Origin of the sequence: uncultured Fibrobacter sp., assembly GCF_937877005.1 — a bacterium.
Lineage (GTDB): Bacteria > Fibrobacterota > Fibrobacteria > Fibrobacterales > Fibrobacteraceae > Fibrobacter.
Map to the genome: position 1 here is coordinate 36862 of NZ_CALEFV010000286.1, position 15870 is coordinate 52731.

Consider the following 15870-nt stretch of genomic DNA (forward strand, 5'->3'; position numbering starts at 1 on the left):
ATAATTCAGGCGTTGCCATAGACGAAGTGTTTTTTCGTCTAACCAAGGCTGAAACTGTCTCCTAAGTAAATGCGGCGGGCCTCGGGATCATTCGCGAGGTATTCCGAAGAGCCTTCGGTAAGCACCTGGCTCTTGTACATAATGTAGGCGCGGTCGGTAATCGAAAGCGTCTCACGCACATTGTGGTCGGTAATCAAAACACCCATGCCGCGTTCCTTGAGTCCCGATATAATGGACTGGATATCGGCAACGGCAATCGGATCGATCCCGGCAAAAGGTTCATCAAGCAACAGAAAGGACGGGTCGCTAGCGAGGGCACGCGCAATTTCTAGACGGCGGCGTTCTCCACCCGAACAGCTCATGGACTTCGTCTTGCGAATATGGCCTATCTTGAATTCCTCCAGCAGTTCCTCGAGACGGCGCTTGCGTTCGGCGCGCTTCAGGTTCTGTGTCTCGAGAATGGCCATGATATTGTCCTCGACACTCAGTTTACGGAAGATGGAAGCTTCCTGCGGCAGGTAACCGATTCCAAGGCGAGCACGCCTGTACATGGGTTTGTTGGTCATCTCGATATCGTCCAGAAAGATATGTCCTGATTCCGGACGAACCATTCCGACAATCATGTAGAAAGAAGTCGTCTTGCCGGCACCGTTCGGACCGAGGAGACCGACAATTTCGCCTTGCGACACACGGATAGAAACATCGCTAACGACTTGACGACCGCCGTAGACTTTGCGCAAATGCTCGGTGCGTATGGTACTGACTAAATTTTTCATGGTTCCTCCCCGCTACTGGAAGAATTTACTAAATCCGTCGAAGAAGATTTATTTTTTTTGTGATTTTTCTTTAAATTCATGAACCCGCGTTTTGCATTCTTCGCAACGCCGGAAGAAGCCTTCGTGGCCGTTTTCGCTATGGCGACCGAGTCCCGTTCCGTGCGTACATTCAATAGGGAGTCCTGAATGGCCGCCTTCTTGTTGCGCTGTTCCTTTTCCATATCGATATAGCGGCCGCTCGCCATCGTGCCACCACCGAGAAGCCGAAGCGACTTTACCGCATTCTTCTGGGCATCAAACAGAATATGAATCGTATCGCCAGCAGCCTCGTTCTTACCCGCCACGGAACGGTCCTTCTTCACGTAGAAATAGGTACTCTGAGCCTTGCCCGAAACGACGGCCTTGTCCATCTTCCCTTGATTGAAGTATAGATCGAGACGATCCCCATCCATCAAGTTGCGATATTCCTTGAGGTCAGTCTCATAAAAAAATCCGCGCGCATTCAGATTCACGTAGAGTCGTTCAATCTTATCCTTGCTAAATTCCGCATATAGCGTATCGCCAAAGGCTTCAGTTACACTTCCGGGAGCGTTACGCTTCGGTTTTTCATGCTGAACGCCATGAGCATTTCGAATCACGAGAGCCGACTTGAGGGACTTTCCCGTAGAATCAAGCACCAAGAAAATGGAGTCGCCCGTAAGGTGGTAATTCTTAAGGTCGCAGGTCGGGTGTCCTTTCATCGAAAGCCAGTTGTTCTTGCGGTCAAAATACCCCGTATCGCAAGTCACGACCATTTCCTTCTGCGTCACCCGGACACTGTCAAAAGCCTCGGCAAAGGCGACACCCTTGTTGTATATAATCCGTTTTGCCGAAATCGTGACGGTATCGATATTGCCCTTTTTCTGCTTTTCAAACTGAAAGAGCTTTGGCTTGGAAGGCATCGTGAGAATTTCCTTTTCGCGATCGTACTCCAGGTATTCTCCAGTAAACAAATAAGTGTTCGCGGAGTCACCCGCATGTACGTCACCCGACGCCGTCGCAAGGCCACTCTTCTTTTGATACTGTCCATTATGGGCGTTAATGTAACCCGATGGATGCGTAAAGAGGAAACCTCCGCTGCACTGCACCATTTCGGCGTCCTTGTTCCAGAAAGCGCGCTGCGTGCGAAACTGCACGCTATCGTGCACGAAGTGCACGCGACCTTGCAATAGCAAGGTTCCGCGCTTTCTTGCGACAGCAAGGCTATCGGCATGCTTCATGATTAAAGGCGATGTCTGCGCAAGCGGGCTTTCCACTAGGAAAAGGAGGATTAGCAGGAACAGCGGCAGGATTCTCATTGCACTCCTCTGGCCGTTGCACTCGCCCTCTGGGCGCGCATCCTTATCTTCTGGAGCCGAGCCTTGTCTGCTGCGGACTCCGCCGTATCACGAGCCGATGGCGCGGACACTTTCGGAGGAGCTACCTTCGGAGGCTGGGGAGCGCTTTTCTGCATTGCCTTCGGTACGGGCGGGCGCTGGACCGCTTCCAGGCTATCCCTTTTCTCTATTTCCTTCGCCTCTTTCTTGTCTTCTTCCTTTAAACGGCGGGCGGCATCCTGAAAGATTCCCGTTACATTAGACAGAATGCGCCAGTTGTCCATGTGCGCATCGCTCACAAAACCTCGTCCCTGCAGGACATCGCCTTCCTCACTCACCACGCGCACCGAACTTTCCGTCGTCACCAGGTTGTCGCGCTTATTCCAGATAAGCGAATCGGAACGCACGGAAGCGCCCTTGGGCGTGAGCGCATAAACATGGCCATAGGCATAGACATAGGTGAATTTCAGATCCATGCGTCCGGAATCCGCACGCAGGAAGGCTGTCCGTTCTCCAAGCGAATCGTAAATATCCACCAGAATCGGACGAACGAAAACGATATCCTTGTTTCCCCACCGTTCAAGATAGGCAGTCTTTAGCTTCCAGGCAAGCACCCCCTTGTCATAGCTATCCATGAGGGTCGTATCGGTAAACAGCATTTCGGGACGTTCCACCTGAAGCCACGGCTTTTCGGCCTCTATTTCTTCGCATCCCCAGAACACAGGACACAAGCAAAGAAGAACCAGCGCCACGTTTAGGGCGCCGTGCTGAACCTTTTTGGACAACATGTTAAGCAAAAAATGTGCCACGAGGATAAATTTACAAAAAAATCCGGATTTCCTGCGAAATCCGGTACAATTCTAGCATAAATAAAGTTGTCTTACTTACCCGCTTCGAGCTTGTTCAGTTCGCCGGCCTGCTTATCGCAAAGATTCTTCAGATTTTCAATTTCGACATCCTTCTTTGCAACCTGGTCCTTAAGATCTTCGCACTGGGCGGCATAGGTCTGCTCGGACTCGATACGGGTATTCAGTTCGTTCCTCAAGCTGTCCATGGAACTATTGAGTGCCTTGGCAGCATTTTCCGCGTCTCTAAGAGCCGAACTGTCGCATTCGCTGGACTCGTCATCGTCAGCGCAAAGGGTCTTGATTTTCTTAGAAACGAGAACGGCAGCGGCGGCGCCCATGGCAAGACCGGCCAAGAAACTAGATGCTTTCATTTTTAAACTCCTTAGGTAGAATCCTTTCCTATAATATCACTTTTGAAAATAGAAAAATCAAGTAAAAAATGACCATCGGGAGCAAAAAAAGCCCCAACATGCACAAAAAAAGCCTTTTTTTGCGCAAAAAACAAAAATCCCCCGGAATTCCGGGGGACCTTTGCAGCGGGAAGAGCGAGATTCGAACTCGCGATAGGATTAAGTCCTATACGTCCTTAGCAGGGACGCGCCTTCGGCCAGCTCGGCCATCTTCCCATCTTGGGGACACAAATTTTAGATAAAAATTGCCAAATTTTCAAGGGTCCACTCCCAAAAACACTAAAATTCGCCTCGTTATCGCTCTTTTTTTTACAATTCATCGAGCAAAAATCCAAAATTTCTACATTTTCGGCATGCGTCTTTTCATCAAACTCTTGAAAATTCTGGCCGCCTTCGCGCTGGTCGGACTGATATGCTGCATTCCCGCCTATATCGTCATCTTTAAGATACTGCCCGCCCGCGATCCCGACAACCAGTTCAACCGAGCAACCATCCTTCAGGTTCTTTCCGGAGAAACCCGAGTCTATTACAACGATGGCGACCAACTGCTGGGAGCCTTCTTCGACGCAAACCACCGAGTATACGTTCCCTACGGAGACATTCCCACCAATATCGTAAACGCCCTGATTGCCGCCGAAGATGCCGGCTACTGGCACCACGACGGTTTCAGCATCTACGGTTTCACCCGCGCCATGGTCTCGAATCTCAAGAGCGGACACATGCGTCAGGGAGGATCCACGCTCACCCAACAAACCGTCAAGAACATCTTCGGCCGCGAAGAAAGAAGCGTGAAGGAAAAGGGCAAGGAGCTCATCAATGCCCTGCGCATGGAAAAACATTTCACCAAGGAAGAAATTCTCGAATTCTATCTGAACCAGTTCCATGTTTCGGGTACAGGAAAGGGCGTCGCCATTGCCGCACAGTATTTCTTCAACAAGGAACTCAAGGACCTGACCCTCGCCGAATGCGCCTTTATTGCCGGTTCCGTCAAGGGCCCCTTCAACTACGATCCGTTTATCCAACGCAGCACCGAACGACGCGAAAAGGCTCTCGCCCGCGGCAAGGAACGTCTCCAATATGTCTTGGGACGCATGGTCGATGAAAAGTATATTTCGCAAGAAGACATGGATGCCGCTCTTGCAAAACCGTTGGAATTCAACCACGGCAACTTCCGTTTCAGCGTAAGCACAATACTTGACCGCATCGAGGAGAAGCTTGACGGAGACTATTTCCAAAAGACGTTTGAAGAAGAGGGCATCGAGGACTGGCGCAAGGCTCAGCTTTCCATCACCACGACGCTCGACGCCAGAAGCCAGGATGCGGCAAAGACGGCTCTCCAATCAAACATCAGTGGACTGCAGATGCAGCTGGGCGGTTTCGTATTGCCGAGGGCCCAATTTGCAAACCGAGCTCAGTCCGCGCGCAAAGGCGACTATCTGTACGGCACCGTCGACAGCATCATGGTCGACGACAGAGGAAACCTCAAGGCACTCACGCTCAGTTTCGGCCAGCTCAAGGGACTTGTTTCCGAAACAGCCGTAAAGGATTTCGCCAAGAAAGCGGGCGGCGACGTGAACAAGATTCTCGCCCCGCAACTCAAGAAGGGTGCGATTCTTCTTGTGAGCGTTCTGGACGACAAGACTACAGACGGTTTCGCGCCATGCCAGATTGAAACAGAACCAGTCCTGCAAGGAGCCCTTTTTGCCCTGCAGAACGGAAATGTAATAGCGAGCCAGGGCGGATTCCACAACACCGGATTCGACCGTAGCTTCAAGGCTGTACGCCAACTCGGTTCCAGCTGGAAGCCGCTGCTCTACGCACTCGCGCTAAAATATCACTGGAACTATCTCGACATGCTCGAGAATGACTTCAACGTATTCCAGTTCGTCAACCAGTTCTACTTTCCGCGTCCGGACCACAAGAACAAAGGCGACATAGTGAGTGTCGCATGGGCCACGACCCGTTCCGAAAACATCGCTAGCATCTGGCTTCTGGAACACCTGCTCGACAAACTTTCCCTCGAGGAATTCAACGATGTCGCAAAAGAGAATGGCTATGCCCGCAACGACGACGAAGATACCAAGAAATACTTCGAACGCCTGCGCGACAAGTTCGGCCTAATCCTGAAGGAAGATTCCAAAAGAGAAATCGAATTCACCAAGGCACGAGACGCCTTGGCAGAACGCTACAGGAACGAGGGCAAGGAGGACCTGGCCCGCGATGTTCAGAACATGCGTTACGGCACTTTCAATGAGGTAGCCGTCAAGCAGGCGAAAAAAGACGCAAAGATCATCGGATTCATCAACCACAACTACAAGCGCTATTCCGAAATTCTGCGCGACCGCCAGGCCAAAGAGCTCGATCCGACCGCCGTATTGCCTCCGCTTGATTCCGTAGTTCTCTTCAACCACTTTACCCTTTCTGACATGAAGCGCCTTTCGACAATGATTGAACCCGTCGACAGCGAAACCGACTACCTGGACGCAGAACACATCCGTTACTGGCCTGATTTCCGTCGCTCTCTTTCTTTTGCGGAATACGCACGCTTCGCCAAGGAAATCGGTATTCGACAGAAACTGCAAAAGGTCTTCAGCATGCCACTCGGCGTGAACGACATTACGCTTGCGGAAATTTCGACGGCCTACCAGACCCTACTTACGGGAAAGGTGTTCAAGTGCCTAGACGGCGACTGGACGGAGCCCTGCTTCATCAAGGAAATCAAGAACCGCGACGGCAAGGTGATATTCAGGAACAAGGTCGAAAGCAAGGTGCTGCTCGGCGATACCATCACCTCACAGATGGCTGTCATGCTTCACTCGGTTTTCACAAACGGTACCGCCCGAAGCCAATACGCAAACATCACGACAACCTCCCCCGACAGCTCCATTACACTGCGCTACCCTGCCCTCGGAAAGACGGGCACAACGAACGACTATAGGAACGTGGCTTTTCTCGGAGCGATTCCCACTTATGTAAACGAAAAGAACGGAATCTCGACGGACTCCGTGATCGCTATCGGAAGCTATGTCGGTTTCGACGACAACAAACCCCTGAAATCAGGACGCACGCGTATCGCAGGTGCAAGCGGTGGCCTTCCGCAATGGGCCGACTTCGCAAAGAAGGAAATAGAAATTCTTGGCATTCCGCAAAAAATCGACTTTCTTGACATTTCAATGCTCGCCGCAGGGGAAGTACCGCTTGTCCTGACCAACGAACGCGGGCAACTGACCGTCGACCCGATGACCGGTGGAGTTATGGCCGGTGCCGCAGCCGAACAAGGACGCCCTCTCCCGTGGCTCGAAGTACCGGGATTCACGCCGCCGCAGATCCAGGCCGCAGCCGCCGAGACCGCAGCCGAAAACGGAATCATGGTAAGCCTGCCCACGCCGGCCGAAACGGCCACGAACGACTCCACCCTCGCCGCTCAGGAAACCGCTCCGAGCGCGACGACGGCGGACAGCTCCGTAGCCGAAACTAGCGACTCCTCAAAGACTGCTACAAACTCAATCCCGGAGGCTCCAACGGCACAGCCCGCCACCCCCGCAGCTCAGCCAACTACACCGGCACAACCGACAACGCCGAAGGCCGCAGCAATGCCCAAGGACGACGACTGGGACCTGCCCGACGGATTTGACAACAAGAACGCTTTCGTACCGATAGAAGCTGAATAGTAGATTGCAGGAAGAACAGAGACCATGTTTAACAAATTAAGATACAGTGTTCTGGCAGCAGCGGCATTCGCGTTCACCGCATGCGTCGGTAGCGCCCCCGCCCCCGAAACCAATCCTCAGACAGAGCAGGAGTCTTCGGCAGAATCCGCTATTTCTGCTACCGAACAGGAGTCGGTTCCAGCCAATCAGTCCCATTCCAGCGACGCCAAGGAACTACAGGCTGCATCCTCCGAAGGCAATCAAGGCGGCATCTATTTCGATTCACAGGCACTGGACAGTCACCGACTGAATACTCCCGAACACATTCCGTCGACAAGTGCCGGCAACGTATCCGCCGTCATCAATACCGCTCCTACTGATCCCTACACGGCAATTCCTGCCATGGTTCAGAGCATTTTCGATTACGCCGACACCTTGTACAAGGCGGGCTATACGGACTCCGCAACGGCCTACCTGGAAAGATTCCGGGTCATCAAGCCGCTCTGGGCGCAGTGGGAAACCAAGGCCGACTCAATGCTGAATGAATTCGGCAAGACTCGTGCCGAGAAGGCAAAAGCCTACGAACCGATGGTGTTCCAGATTCAAAACATGAACCGTGCCAGTTCCGACTATGGCCTAGTCGCGCAAACCGTCGACAGCCTTATTGCGCTCGCTCCAGGTGATTCCCTGACTCAATGGGCCAAGTCGCAGAAAAACATCGCATTCAGAAACACGCTTGCCAAGGCCAAAAAGGAATACGCCACCATCAAGGGGCTTGCCGACAACCAGGCTCGATTTGCCGAAGCCGAAAGGCAGGCTCTTACGCTGCAAATGCGCTACCGAGACTTCGAAGATTCCCTAAACACGCAAGGACTTATCGACTACATTCGTGAAATCGCGGCGACATCCGATTCAACCGCCGCCAAGTACTGGGAAAAGAACGACCCGACGCAGGCATTGGCCAAGGCAGACTCCCTGCTGCAAAAGGAAAATTTCGGCGAAGCCAAGGAAATTCTGAACAAGCTAAAGGCAAGCAAGCTTCGAAAGGAAGCAAACGAGCTCTATGCGAAACTTGCCGACAGCTACTGCACCAAGCAGCGCAAGATGACTAGCCAGCTATTTGCCAAGGCACAGAAGCAGAAAGACGCCGAAAAGAAGAAGGCCTTGCTACGTGACGCAATCGCTCCGCTGGACAAATGCCTGACGGAATATCCGGACAATCCGCAAAAGCAGAAAGTCGAAGAGAACAAGAAGTTTCTGGAAACGGAATTAGGAAAGTAAGTTTTGTGAAATGTGAAGCGAATAATCACTCATTTCACATTACGCACTACTCATTACACATTTTTTATAGTTCTACCAGAATTCCCGCCTGCACGTAGGCATAGCCCTTGCCTTCGTGATCCAGGAACTGATAGCCGCCCATCAGCATGATCGACGAATAGTCCCCGTTCTTGATATCAAAGCCGCCTCCGGCGCGCCAGAACATCTGATTATTTGAACCGAAAAGATAGCCCCAGTCACCCGTAGCCACCGGAAGCGTACGGTTTCCGATCGGGAGACGGATCCAAACACTACCCGATACGGGAATGAGACTCACATTGTCTATTTCCTGATAACCGGAACCGATACCGAAGAATAGCATCTGGTCAATCGGATACCACCAATGACCATATACATTCAAGTTGAAATTCTTGAGTTCACTCACGTGATTCACGATACCGCCCTGCACGTCCATGGTGAAGGCACTTGCCGGCACTACGGCAAACACGAGCGTAAACAAGATGGCAGTCAGGATTTTTTTCATACGGCGAACACTCAAACTCAAATATAATCTTTCATTTCACATTCAACACCACACATTTCTTTTTTTACTCGTCACTGCGGGCTTCACGGGCCCAGCCACCACTCTTTTCGGGCTTGAAGGCCATAAAGAAGCCTTTAAGGATTGCATAATTCATGGAAAGAAAATAGTAACCGCTCGGAACAATCTTGAATGCAGCAGCCAGGCCACCTGCAACCATGACGCCAAAGAATATCTGATAGAAGAGCCCGCTCGTCAGCAAAAAAGCATTCGCAATAAACAGAAGAATCAGGATGTGCGGCGAGAACCAGCGTAGAATCTTATGTGAAAAGAACAAATAGGCAAGCAGCGGACGAAGCGGGTTCAACAGGGGCAGATACGAGAAAAGGAAATTGAAGTTCGCACGACCGATACGCACCTTGCGGCGGAATTCACCGCTTGATTCCTTCGAAGTCTGTTCCGTTCCAATGGCTGTTGTGACAAAGGTGCAATAATATCCCTTTTCAAGCACCTTGGTCGTGACAAAGAAGTCGTCCATGACGCTCTTTCTGACCGGCAGTTCCGTATAAAGTTCGCGGCGTATTGCATAAAGGGCACCATTACCGCCAATCAGCAAATCCAGGACACCTTCGAACTTTTTGATTTCCGATTCCAGATCCCAGTAAGAGCTTTCGCCTCGGCCAAGCGTGGAACCGCTCTTGTCGGACAAGATCAGGTGACCACAAGCACATCCGATTTTCTTATCCTGGAACGGAGTCACCAGTTTGCGCACCACATTCGGGAAAAACATCGTATTCGCATCGCAAAAGAGCAGAATGTCATTTTTCGCGATCTTGTTCAGTCGGTTCAGCATGGCCGCCTTTCCCGCGTTTTTCGGAGCCTTGACCAGGGTGATTCCCTGATCGGCATAGCGAGCCACAATTTCGGCGGTCCTATCAGCGGATCCGTCATCGCCAATCAGCACTTCGAGCTTATCCTTGGGATAATCCAGTTCCAGAATGTTTTGAATTTTGCGTTCAATGACTGCCTCCTCGTTGTACGCCGAAATCAGGATCGAGACTGTCGGAAGCTCAACATCTCCCTTTTCGATCAACTTACGGCGCTTGAAAATTTCACTCACAAAAGGAAGCGTCATCGGAAAGAGCAGATAGCAATGCGCGATCAGAAAAAGCATTACCCAGAAAATGATTTGTGCATAAAAAAGGACCTGTTCATTCATCTGGCGATCCACTCCTTCTCTTTTTCCAGGAACTGGTAAAGCATGTACTGCAAATCTTCGACGGTCATGGACTGCGTTACCGTCAGGATACTCAACCCCTTGGGTGCCACGAGCACAAAGGCGGGCAACGCATTCAATTCCCACACGTCATAATAGCAACGCTGCACCGTCTTTTTCTGACCATCGCACGTAATCGTATCCTGCGAATCGGCATCAAGCTTTACAGCATAGAAACGAGAATTCAACAACGACGCAACGGTCGGGTTATTGTAAACATTCGCATCCATGATACGGCAAGGAACGCACCAGTCCGCATACAGGTCGACAAAGACTAGCTTCGGTTCCAGTTTCGCCTTTTCAAGAGCCTCGTCATAGTTCATCCATTGGACTAGGGACTTCGGAGAATCCTTCGCTTTCGACTTGGACTTATCCGAGGCGGCTATCGAGAAGGCGGCAAAGCAACATAGAAGGACAACTATTTTTTTCAGGAAAGTCACTAGTCGTCGCCTCCCTTACTCTTGCGCAAAGGGATCTTTTTTATGTTATCGAAAATATTCTTCTTTGCATCCAACGAGGCCTTTTCAGTTTGCGGCGCCGGACTGGGTGTCGCAAGCAGGGTGTCTATACGCGCCACAACCGCTTTCTGAAACGGCACCCACTGGCGTTCATCTTCAAGTATTTCATCCGTTTTTGCAAGGAACTCTTCGCGAGTGTAGCCAGCAGCCTTCAAGGCGTCGCGCCGAACCAAGCGCGCCATCGGCGAATCCTTGCCGTAAGTCATTTCGGCAAGGCGCAATTCTACGAACAGGTTCACAAAATTCTGGTCGACGGACACCTCGTCAGAACATCCCGAGAACAGCCCCGCAAAAGGCAACGCAAGCAGGAACAATGCTACGGGCAGGATGCGCAAGGTCTATTCCTTTTCTTCCAGGGCATTTTCGAAGAGGCCGTCCACGTAATCACGCTTATTGAACTCCACCAACTGGTCGATACGTTCTCCCATGCCCACCCAGCGGATAGGAATCTGCAACGAGCTCGCAATCGAAAGGACCGAGCCTCCACGAGCCGTACCGTCAAGCTTGGTCACCACGAGGCCGGTGAGCGGAAAACTCTGGTTGAATATCTTCGTCTGGTTGATGGTATTCTGTCCAGTGTTGCCGTCGATTACAAGCCACATATCGTGCGGCATGTCGGGGCTTACCTTCTTGATGACGCGGACAATCTTCTTGAGTTCTTCCATCAAATAGTCTTTATTGTGCAGACGGCCGGCGGTATCGATGAGGACCACGTCGCAGCCGCGGGCCACCGCAGCGTTGCAGGCGTCGAACGCCACTGCCGCGGGGTCGGAACCTTCCTGGTGCTTCACGAATTCGGCACCGCTACGCTCTGCCCAGGTTTCAAGCTGGTCAATCGCTGCCGCGCGGAAAGTGTCGCAGGCCGCAATCATCACCTTCTTGCCTTCGCCCTTGAGACGAGCGGCAAGCTTACCGATAGTCGTCGTCTTACCGGCGCCGTTCACGCCAATCACAAGCACCACATGCGGCTTGCCTTTGAGCTCAAACGGAGGAGGATCCTTGAGCAAGCGTTCCGCTTCGTTACGCATGATATCGAGAACCTGTTCCGTCGTGAGCGACTTGCCCAGGGCATTTTCGCGCAAGGCATCCGTCAAAAGGAACGCCGCCTCGACACCCACATCCGCCTTGATCAGGTGTTCCTCGAGTTCTTCAAGCGTTTCGTCCGTAATCTTTCCGGCACCGACAATTCCCTTAAGTTCGCCCATCAGGGCGTCGCGGGTCTTGGCAAGACCACTCTTGATGGCAGAAAAAAGTCCCATGCAAAAAATTCCGTAAAGTCGTTAAACGATGCTCTCGACCTTGTCAACCAGGCCGTACGACTTGGCTTCTTCGGCGCTCATGAAGTTGTCGCGTTCCGTGTCACGGTCAATTTCTTCCATGGTGTGGCCAGACGTTTCGGCGAGAATCTTGCCCGTAATGTTACGGATACGGAGCATTTCTTCGGCCTGAATCTGGATATCGCTTGCAGGAGCGACAATTTCACCGTGAATGAGCGGCTGGTGAATCATGATGCGGGCGTTGGGCCAGGCATAGCGCTTGCCCTTTGCACCCGAAGTCAAAAGTACGGCACCCATGGAGGCGGCCTGACCGCAGCAGACCGTGACCACGTCGCTCTGGATAGCGTTCATGCAGTCGTAAATGGCAAGGCCGCTAGAAATCACGCCACCCGGGCTGTTGATGAAGAAATAGATGTCATCGTGGTTCAGGGAATCCAAGTACAAAAGTTCCTTCACGATGCGTTCGGCGCTTTCGTCGTCGACACCGCCCCACAAGAAAATTTTGCGCTTGGAGGCAAGGTATTCTTCAGCCTTCTTCATGATCTCGGAAGGGGCATTCTCTTTCTTTTCGTTGCAATCAGCCATAATAAATCCTTTTTGTTCGGGTACAATTTAGAAAATTCAATATATTATCGTTTCGAAAAACCCTATTGTCAAACGCTTTTCGCTGCGGGATGCCTAGCTACGCCTACTTTTGCTATCTTTGCGCACATGCCATCCGATTCAGCAAAATACCTCGTCGGACTCATTAGCCCCGACACGCTCGAAGCCGCCGAAAGGGACCCGTTCCATCCGGTGCGACTTGATCTAGACTGCTGCGACGCTATCGAGATCCGCTACGACTTCTTTGACGAAGCCCAATGGGAAAAACTGTCAGAAAGAGTCAGAAGCATCGTGTCAGACAAGTTGCAGATAGGCACCATCCGGCTCCAGAGGGACGGGGGGCGTTTTCCCGACGCACGCGTTGTTGAACGTCTGCCCCTTTGGGAAAGAATCCTACGCGCCCCCCAAGCCCCCGAATGGCTTGACCTGGAACGCGACTGCCTTGCCGACTACAAGGCGCTAAGCGCCCTGGCACGACCCAAAGGCACGAGCCTGCTTATTTCAGAGCACAACTTTACACGTATCCCAAACGAACTGGAACTCGAGACCTTCGCCGACGATGTCAAGCGCGTCGGAGCCCCCGGCCTCAAGATTGCAGCCATGAGTACTTCCGAAACCGACTGCGACCGCCTATACAAGTTCGCCAAGAAATACGGAAAGAAGTTCCGGATGCTCGCCGCCTTCGGCATGGGCGAAACCGGCAGAGTCAGCCGCCTATGGTCGCTCAAGGAAGGGGCGAACCTCACCTACGGGTCCATCGGGCATTCCGAAGCCCCCGGACAGATCGATGTCGCCATCATGAAAAAAGCCCTGGAACAATCCGAAAAATTACATTCCCAGATGGAAATATTGGCGTTTTTGAACGCAATGGTGCCCTAAGCCTTTAATTGAACCCATTTTTTTGCTAAATATCTATATAGTTATTTACAAAAGGAAGTCAACATGCGTCTTTCCGAAAGATTTGTCGACAACTGCATTCTGATCAATTCTACGAGTTCATCCAAGGAATCAATCCTGAACGAGCTTGTGGACACCCTCTGCAGTGCCTACAAATTGGAACACCGCAACGAAATATTTGATGCCGTCTGGAGCCGCGAACAGAGCCGTTCTACCGGTATCGGTTGCGGACTGGCCGTGCCCCACGCCAAGATCGATTACGTGGACCGCATGTGCATGGCGGCAGCCACCATCGAAAACGGCCTGGATTTCGCCTCGTTCGACGGCGAACCCGTCTATCTGATTATCCTGATCGTGAGCCCGGGCAACACCGTGGGACCGCACCTCAAGGCACTTTCCTCCGTGAGCCGCCTGCTCGCCGACGGCAATGTCCGCAAGGACCTGATTGCCTCGAAGACCCCAGCCGAGTTCCTGACCATCCTCCGCGCCGCCGAGGACAAATACCTCTAGCGCCCCTTGACAAGAGCAAATCGCTTTTCTATATTTGCTCGCACCTCGGACGGTTAGCTCAGTTGGTTTAGAGCGCTGCTTTCACACGGCAGAGGTCACTGGTTCAAATCCAGTACCGTCCACGAAAAGGGCTCCACGGCGGAGTCTTTTTTTGTTATCTTGTCACCACCGATGCAACGAATTCATTCGCACGGGCATCTAAAAGGCATGACTTATTCTAGAGCTTTACATACCGGAATTCTCGCGGCCATCACCCTCTGGACGACGGCAGCCGCAGCCGGCACCTGGACGCTCGAGGAATGCCTCGTCCAGGCAAAGAAGGCGAGTCTCAAGCTAGAATCCGCAAGGCTTCGCGAACAGCAGGCGGACATCTCGATAAAGCAAGCACGGACTAGCAATTCCCCGACCGTAAGCGCAAGCATCCAGAACACGCTCTACGACCACCCCTTTGTCCACAACGAGGACCACTACCGGCTGAATGTCGGCATCTCGGGTTCCTACACACTGTGGGACGGTGGCGCCACCAGCCTGAACGTGGAATCCAGGACCCTTTCAAAAGAAGCAAGCCAGCTGGCTACGCAACAGACGGAGCGCGGAGTACAGGAAAGCGTGCTGAACGCATACATGAGCCTCCTGGCAGCAAGCGAGAACCAACGTATCGCGGATGCGTCCGTGGAACTTGCCCAGGCGGAATTCGAGCACTACAGTAAGCTCTTCGAGGCAGGATCCATCACCAAAAAGGACCTTACCCAGTCGCAGTCCAACGTACTGCAGAAGCAGGCATCGCAACTGACGGCTCAGCTCTCCGTAAACACGGCTAAAACGACTCTCAGGCAACTGCTCGAGCTTGACGATGGCGCAGAATTCGACATTTCTGCTCCAGAAACATCTATCGAAAGCCCGGACTCGATTGCCCCACTTCCGGATTATGCCCAGCTGAAGGCCGACGCCCAGAAGGCGAACCCCGGACTCAAATCCGACAGCTTATCGGTGAAAGCGGCTCAGAAGAACACTCAGGTCGCAGGCAAGGGCAGCTCCATCACGGTGACACTCGGTGCAAATTCCAGCACAGGCCTGCAGGCCTGGGAATCCGACCACTACGGAGACCAGCTCAAGTACGGTTGGCAGAACTCCATCACGCTCGGCATCAACATCCCGATCATAGACGGCGGCGCAACCACCAACAAGGTCCTGCAGGCACAGGTAAGCGAAACCGAATCCCAGGTGAGCCTCAGGGAGAACGCCAAGACGCTCGAAAACAACATCGAGAAACTCTACCTGAACGCGGTCAGCGCCGATATGCAATGGAAGGCGGCCATACTCCAGGTTCAGGCCGAAAGCGAAGCCCTCGCCGTCGCCGAAGAACAGCGGGGCGCTGGCGCCCTCACCTACACAGACTTTCTGACGCAGAAGAACAACCTCGAAAAAGCCCGCATAACCCTTACGAACGCCAAGTACACGAGCCTGCTTTCGCGAAAGCTCCTGGAACTCTACCAGGGAAAGCTGGACTAATCAAAAATAAACAGCAGATGTTGCGCCCCTGAAACAAGGGGCGTTTCTTATTGAACGACCTTAGCACAAACGGCCCTCTTAAGCCGCAAAGGGCCCAAAATTCAAAGTTGGCACGCCTTTTGCTATTAGGGGTGTGAAGACAAAAACAGGGCTCCAAGCCAAGGCAAACCACCAAAGATTGGGCCCACATCCAACGAGGTTAAAATTATGACACAGTTTATTCCGAACACTTTCTACGGCATCCAGAACTTTCTTGACAACTTGAACGCTTGCAATGCCCAGAACGAATGCAGTTACACCCCCAAGGCCGACTACTACGAAGTCGACAACGGCTTTATGCTTGAAGTCGAGCTTCCGGGCGTGAAAAAGGAAGACTTGGATGTCCAGGTCGAAAAGAACATCATCACCGTCAAGGCAACCCGTGCCCGCAAGGAAAG

Annotated in this window: 16 protein-coding genes and 2 tRNA genes; 7 read left to right on the plus strand and 11 right to left on the minus strand. The window is 52.3% G+C overall.

Annotated features, from left to right (window positions below; translation table 11 throughout):
- Positions 1 to 38: 38 nt before the first annotated feature.
- The 5 genes from lptB to Q0628_RS12805 all read right to left on the minus strand — a co-directional run bounded on the left by lptB (position 39) and on the right by Q0628_RS12805 (position 3605).
- Positions 39 to 776 (minus strand): LPS export ABC transporter ATP-binding protein, encoded by a 738-nt coding sequence (lptB, locus tag Q0628_RS12785; RefSeq protein ID WP_298771560.1) that lies wholly within the window; start codon positions 774 to 776, stop codon positions 39 to 41.
- The gene (locus tag Q0628_RS12790; protein ID WP_298771562.1) at positions 773 to 2113 is read right to left on the minus strand and encodes a hypothetical protein; all 1341 of its coding nucleotides are present in this window, start codon (positions 2111 to 2113) and stop codon (positions 773 to 775) included. The genes lptB and Q0628_RS12790 overlap by 4 nt, the downstream gene beginning before the upstream one ends.
- Entirely contained in the window at positions 2110 to 2919 is an 810-nt protein-coding gene (gene lptC / locus Q0628_RS12795) for an LPS export ABC transporter periplasmic protein LptC (RefSeq protein WP_298771564.1), read from the minus strand. The genes Q0628_RS12790 and lptC overlap by 4 nt, the downstream gene beginning before the upstream one ends.
- A 92-nt stretch (positions 2920 to 3011) precedes the next feature.
- Complete coding sequence (locus tag Q0628_RS12800) at positions 3012 to 3350, minus strand: hypothetical protein (protein ID WP_298771566.1); 339 nt, start codon at positions 3348 to 3350, stop codon at positions 3012 to 3014.
- Positions 3351 to 3516: 166 nt separating this feature from the next.
- A tRNA-Ser gene (locus Q0628_RS12805) sits at positions 3517 to 3605 on the minus strand.
- Positions 3606 to 3742: 137 nt separating this feature from the next.
- Between Q0628_RS12805 and Q0628_RS12810 the strand changes: the two genes are divergently transcribed.
- Both Q0628_RS12810 and Q0628_RS12815 read left to right on the plus strand, forming a co-directional pair.
- Positions 3743 to 7060 (plus strand): transglycosylase domain-containing protein, encoded by a 3318-nt coding sequence (locus Q0628_RS12810; protein ID WP_298771568.1) that lies wholly within the window; start codon positions 3743 to 3745, stop codon positions 7058 to 7060.
- A 24-nt stretch (positions 7061 to 7084) separates the two neighbouring features.
- Entirely contained in the window at positions 7085 to 8320 is a 1236-nt protein-coding gene (locus Q0628_RS12815; protein WP_298771570.1) for a hypothetical protein, read from the plus strand.
- A gap of 64 nt (positions 8321 to 8384) precedes the next feature.
- Here the strand turns inward: Q0628_RS12815 and Q0628_RS12820 are convergent, their stop codons facing one another.
- The 6 genes from Q0628_RS12820 to Q0628_RS12845 form a co-directional block, all read right to left on the minus strand.
- Positions 8385 to 8843 (minus strand): hypothetical protein, encoded by a 459-nt coding sequence (locus Q0628_RS12820; RefSeq protein ID WP_298771572.1) that lies wholly within the window; start codon positions 8841 to 8843, stop codon positions 8385 to 8387.
- 64 nt (positions 8844 to 8907) lie between these two features.
- A complete protein-coding gene (locus Q0628_RS12825) occupies positions 8908 to 10014 on the minus strand; it encodes a glycosyltransferase family 2 protein (RefSeq protein WP_298771574.1) in 1107 nt (368 codons plus the stop codon).
- Positions 10015 to 10055: 41 nt separating this feature from the next.
- On the minus strand, positions 10056 to 10556 hold the full coding sequence (locus tag Q0628_RS12830; protein WP_298771576.1) for a thioredoxin family protein: 501 nt from the start codon (positions 10554 to 10556) through the stop codon (positions 10056 to 10058).
- Positions 10556 to 10969 carry a hypothetical protein gene (locus Q0628_RS12835; protein ID WP_298771578.1) on the minus strand — a complete coding sequence of 138 codons (414 nt, stop codon included), beginning with the start codon at positions 10967 to 10969 and terminating at the stop codon, positions 10556 to 10558. Before Q0628_RS12835 ends, Q0628_RS12830 begins: the two co-directional genes overlap by 1 nt.
- A 3-nt stretch (positions 10970 to 10972) precedes the next feature.
- Positions 10973 to 11893, minus strand: coding sequence for a signal recognition particle-docking protein FtsY (gene ftsY / locus Q0628_RS12840; protein WP_298771580.1), 921 nt, complete (start codon positions 11891 to 11893; stop codon positions 10973 to 10975).
- 21 nt (positions 11894 to 11914) lie between these two features.
- Entirely contained in the window at positions 11915 to 12496 is a 582-nt protein-coding gene (locus Q0628_RS12845) for an ATP-dependent Clp protease proteolytic subunit (RefSeq protein ID WP_298771582.1), read from the minus strand.
- A 126-nt stretch (positions 12497 to 12622) separates the two neighbouring features.
- On the opposite strand from Q0628_RS12845, the gene Q0628_RS12850 reads away from it, so the two are divergent.
- The 5 genes from Q0628_RS12850 to Q0628_RS12870 form a co-directional block, all read left to right on the plus strand.
- Entirely contained in the window at positions 12623 to 13393 is a 771-nt protein-coding gene (locus Q0628_RS12850) for a type I 3-dehydroquinate dehydratase (RefSeq protein WP_298771584.1), read from the plus strand.
- 63 nt (positions 13394 to 13456) lie between these two features.
- Positions 13457 to 13921: a PTS sugar transporter subunit IIA gene (locus Q0628_RS12855; protein WP_298771585.1), complete on the plus strand. Its 465-nt coding sequence runs from the start codon at positions 13457 to 13459 to the stop codon at positions 13919 to 13921.
- 47 nt (positions 13922 to 13968) lie between these two features.
- Positions 13969 to 14043 (plus strand) — tRNA-Val (locus Q0628_RS12860).
- A gap of 85 nt (positions 14044 to 14128) precedes the next feature.
- Positions 14129 to 15433 (plus strand): TolC family protein, encoded by a 1305-nt coding sequence (locus Q0628_RS12865; RefSeq protein ID WP_298771587.1) that lies wholly within the window; start codon positions 14129 to 14131, stop codon positions 15431 to 15433.
- A gap of 207 nt (positions 15434 to 15640) precedes the next feature.
- Positions 15641 to 15870: Hsp20/alpha crystallin family protein (locus tag Q0628_RS12870; RefSeq protein WP_298771589.1), on the plus strand; the 230-nt coding region annotated here is incomplete at its 3' end.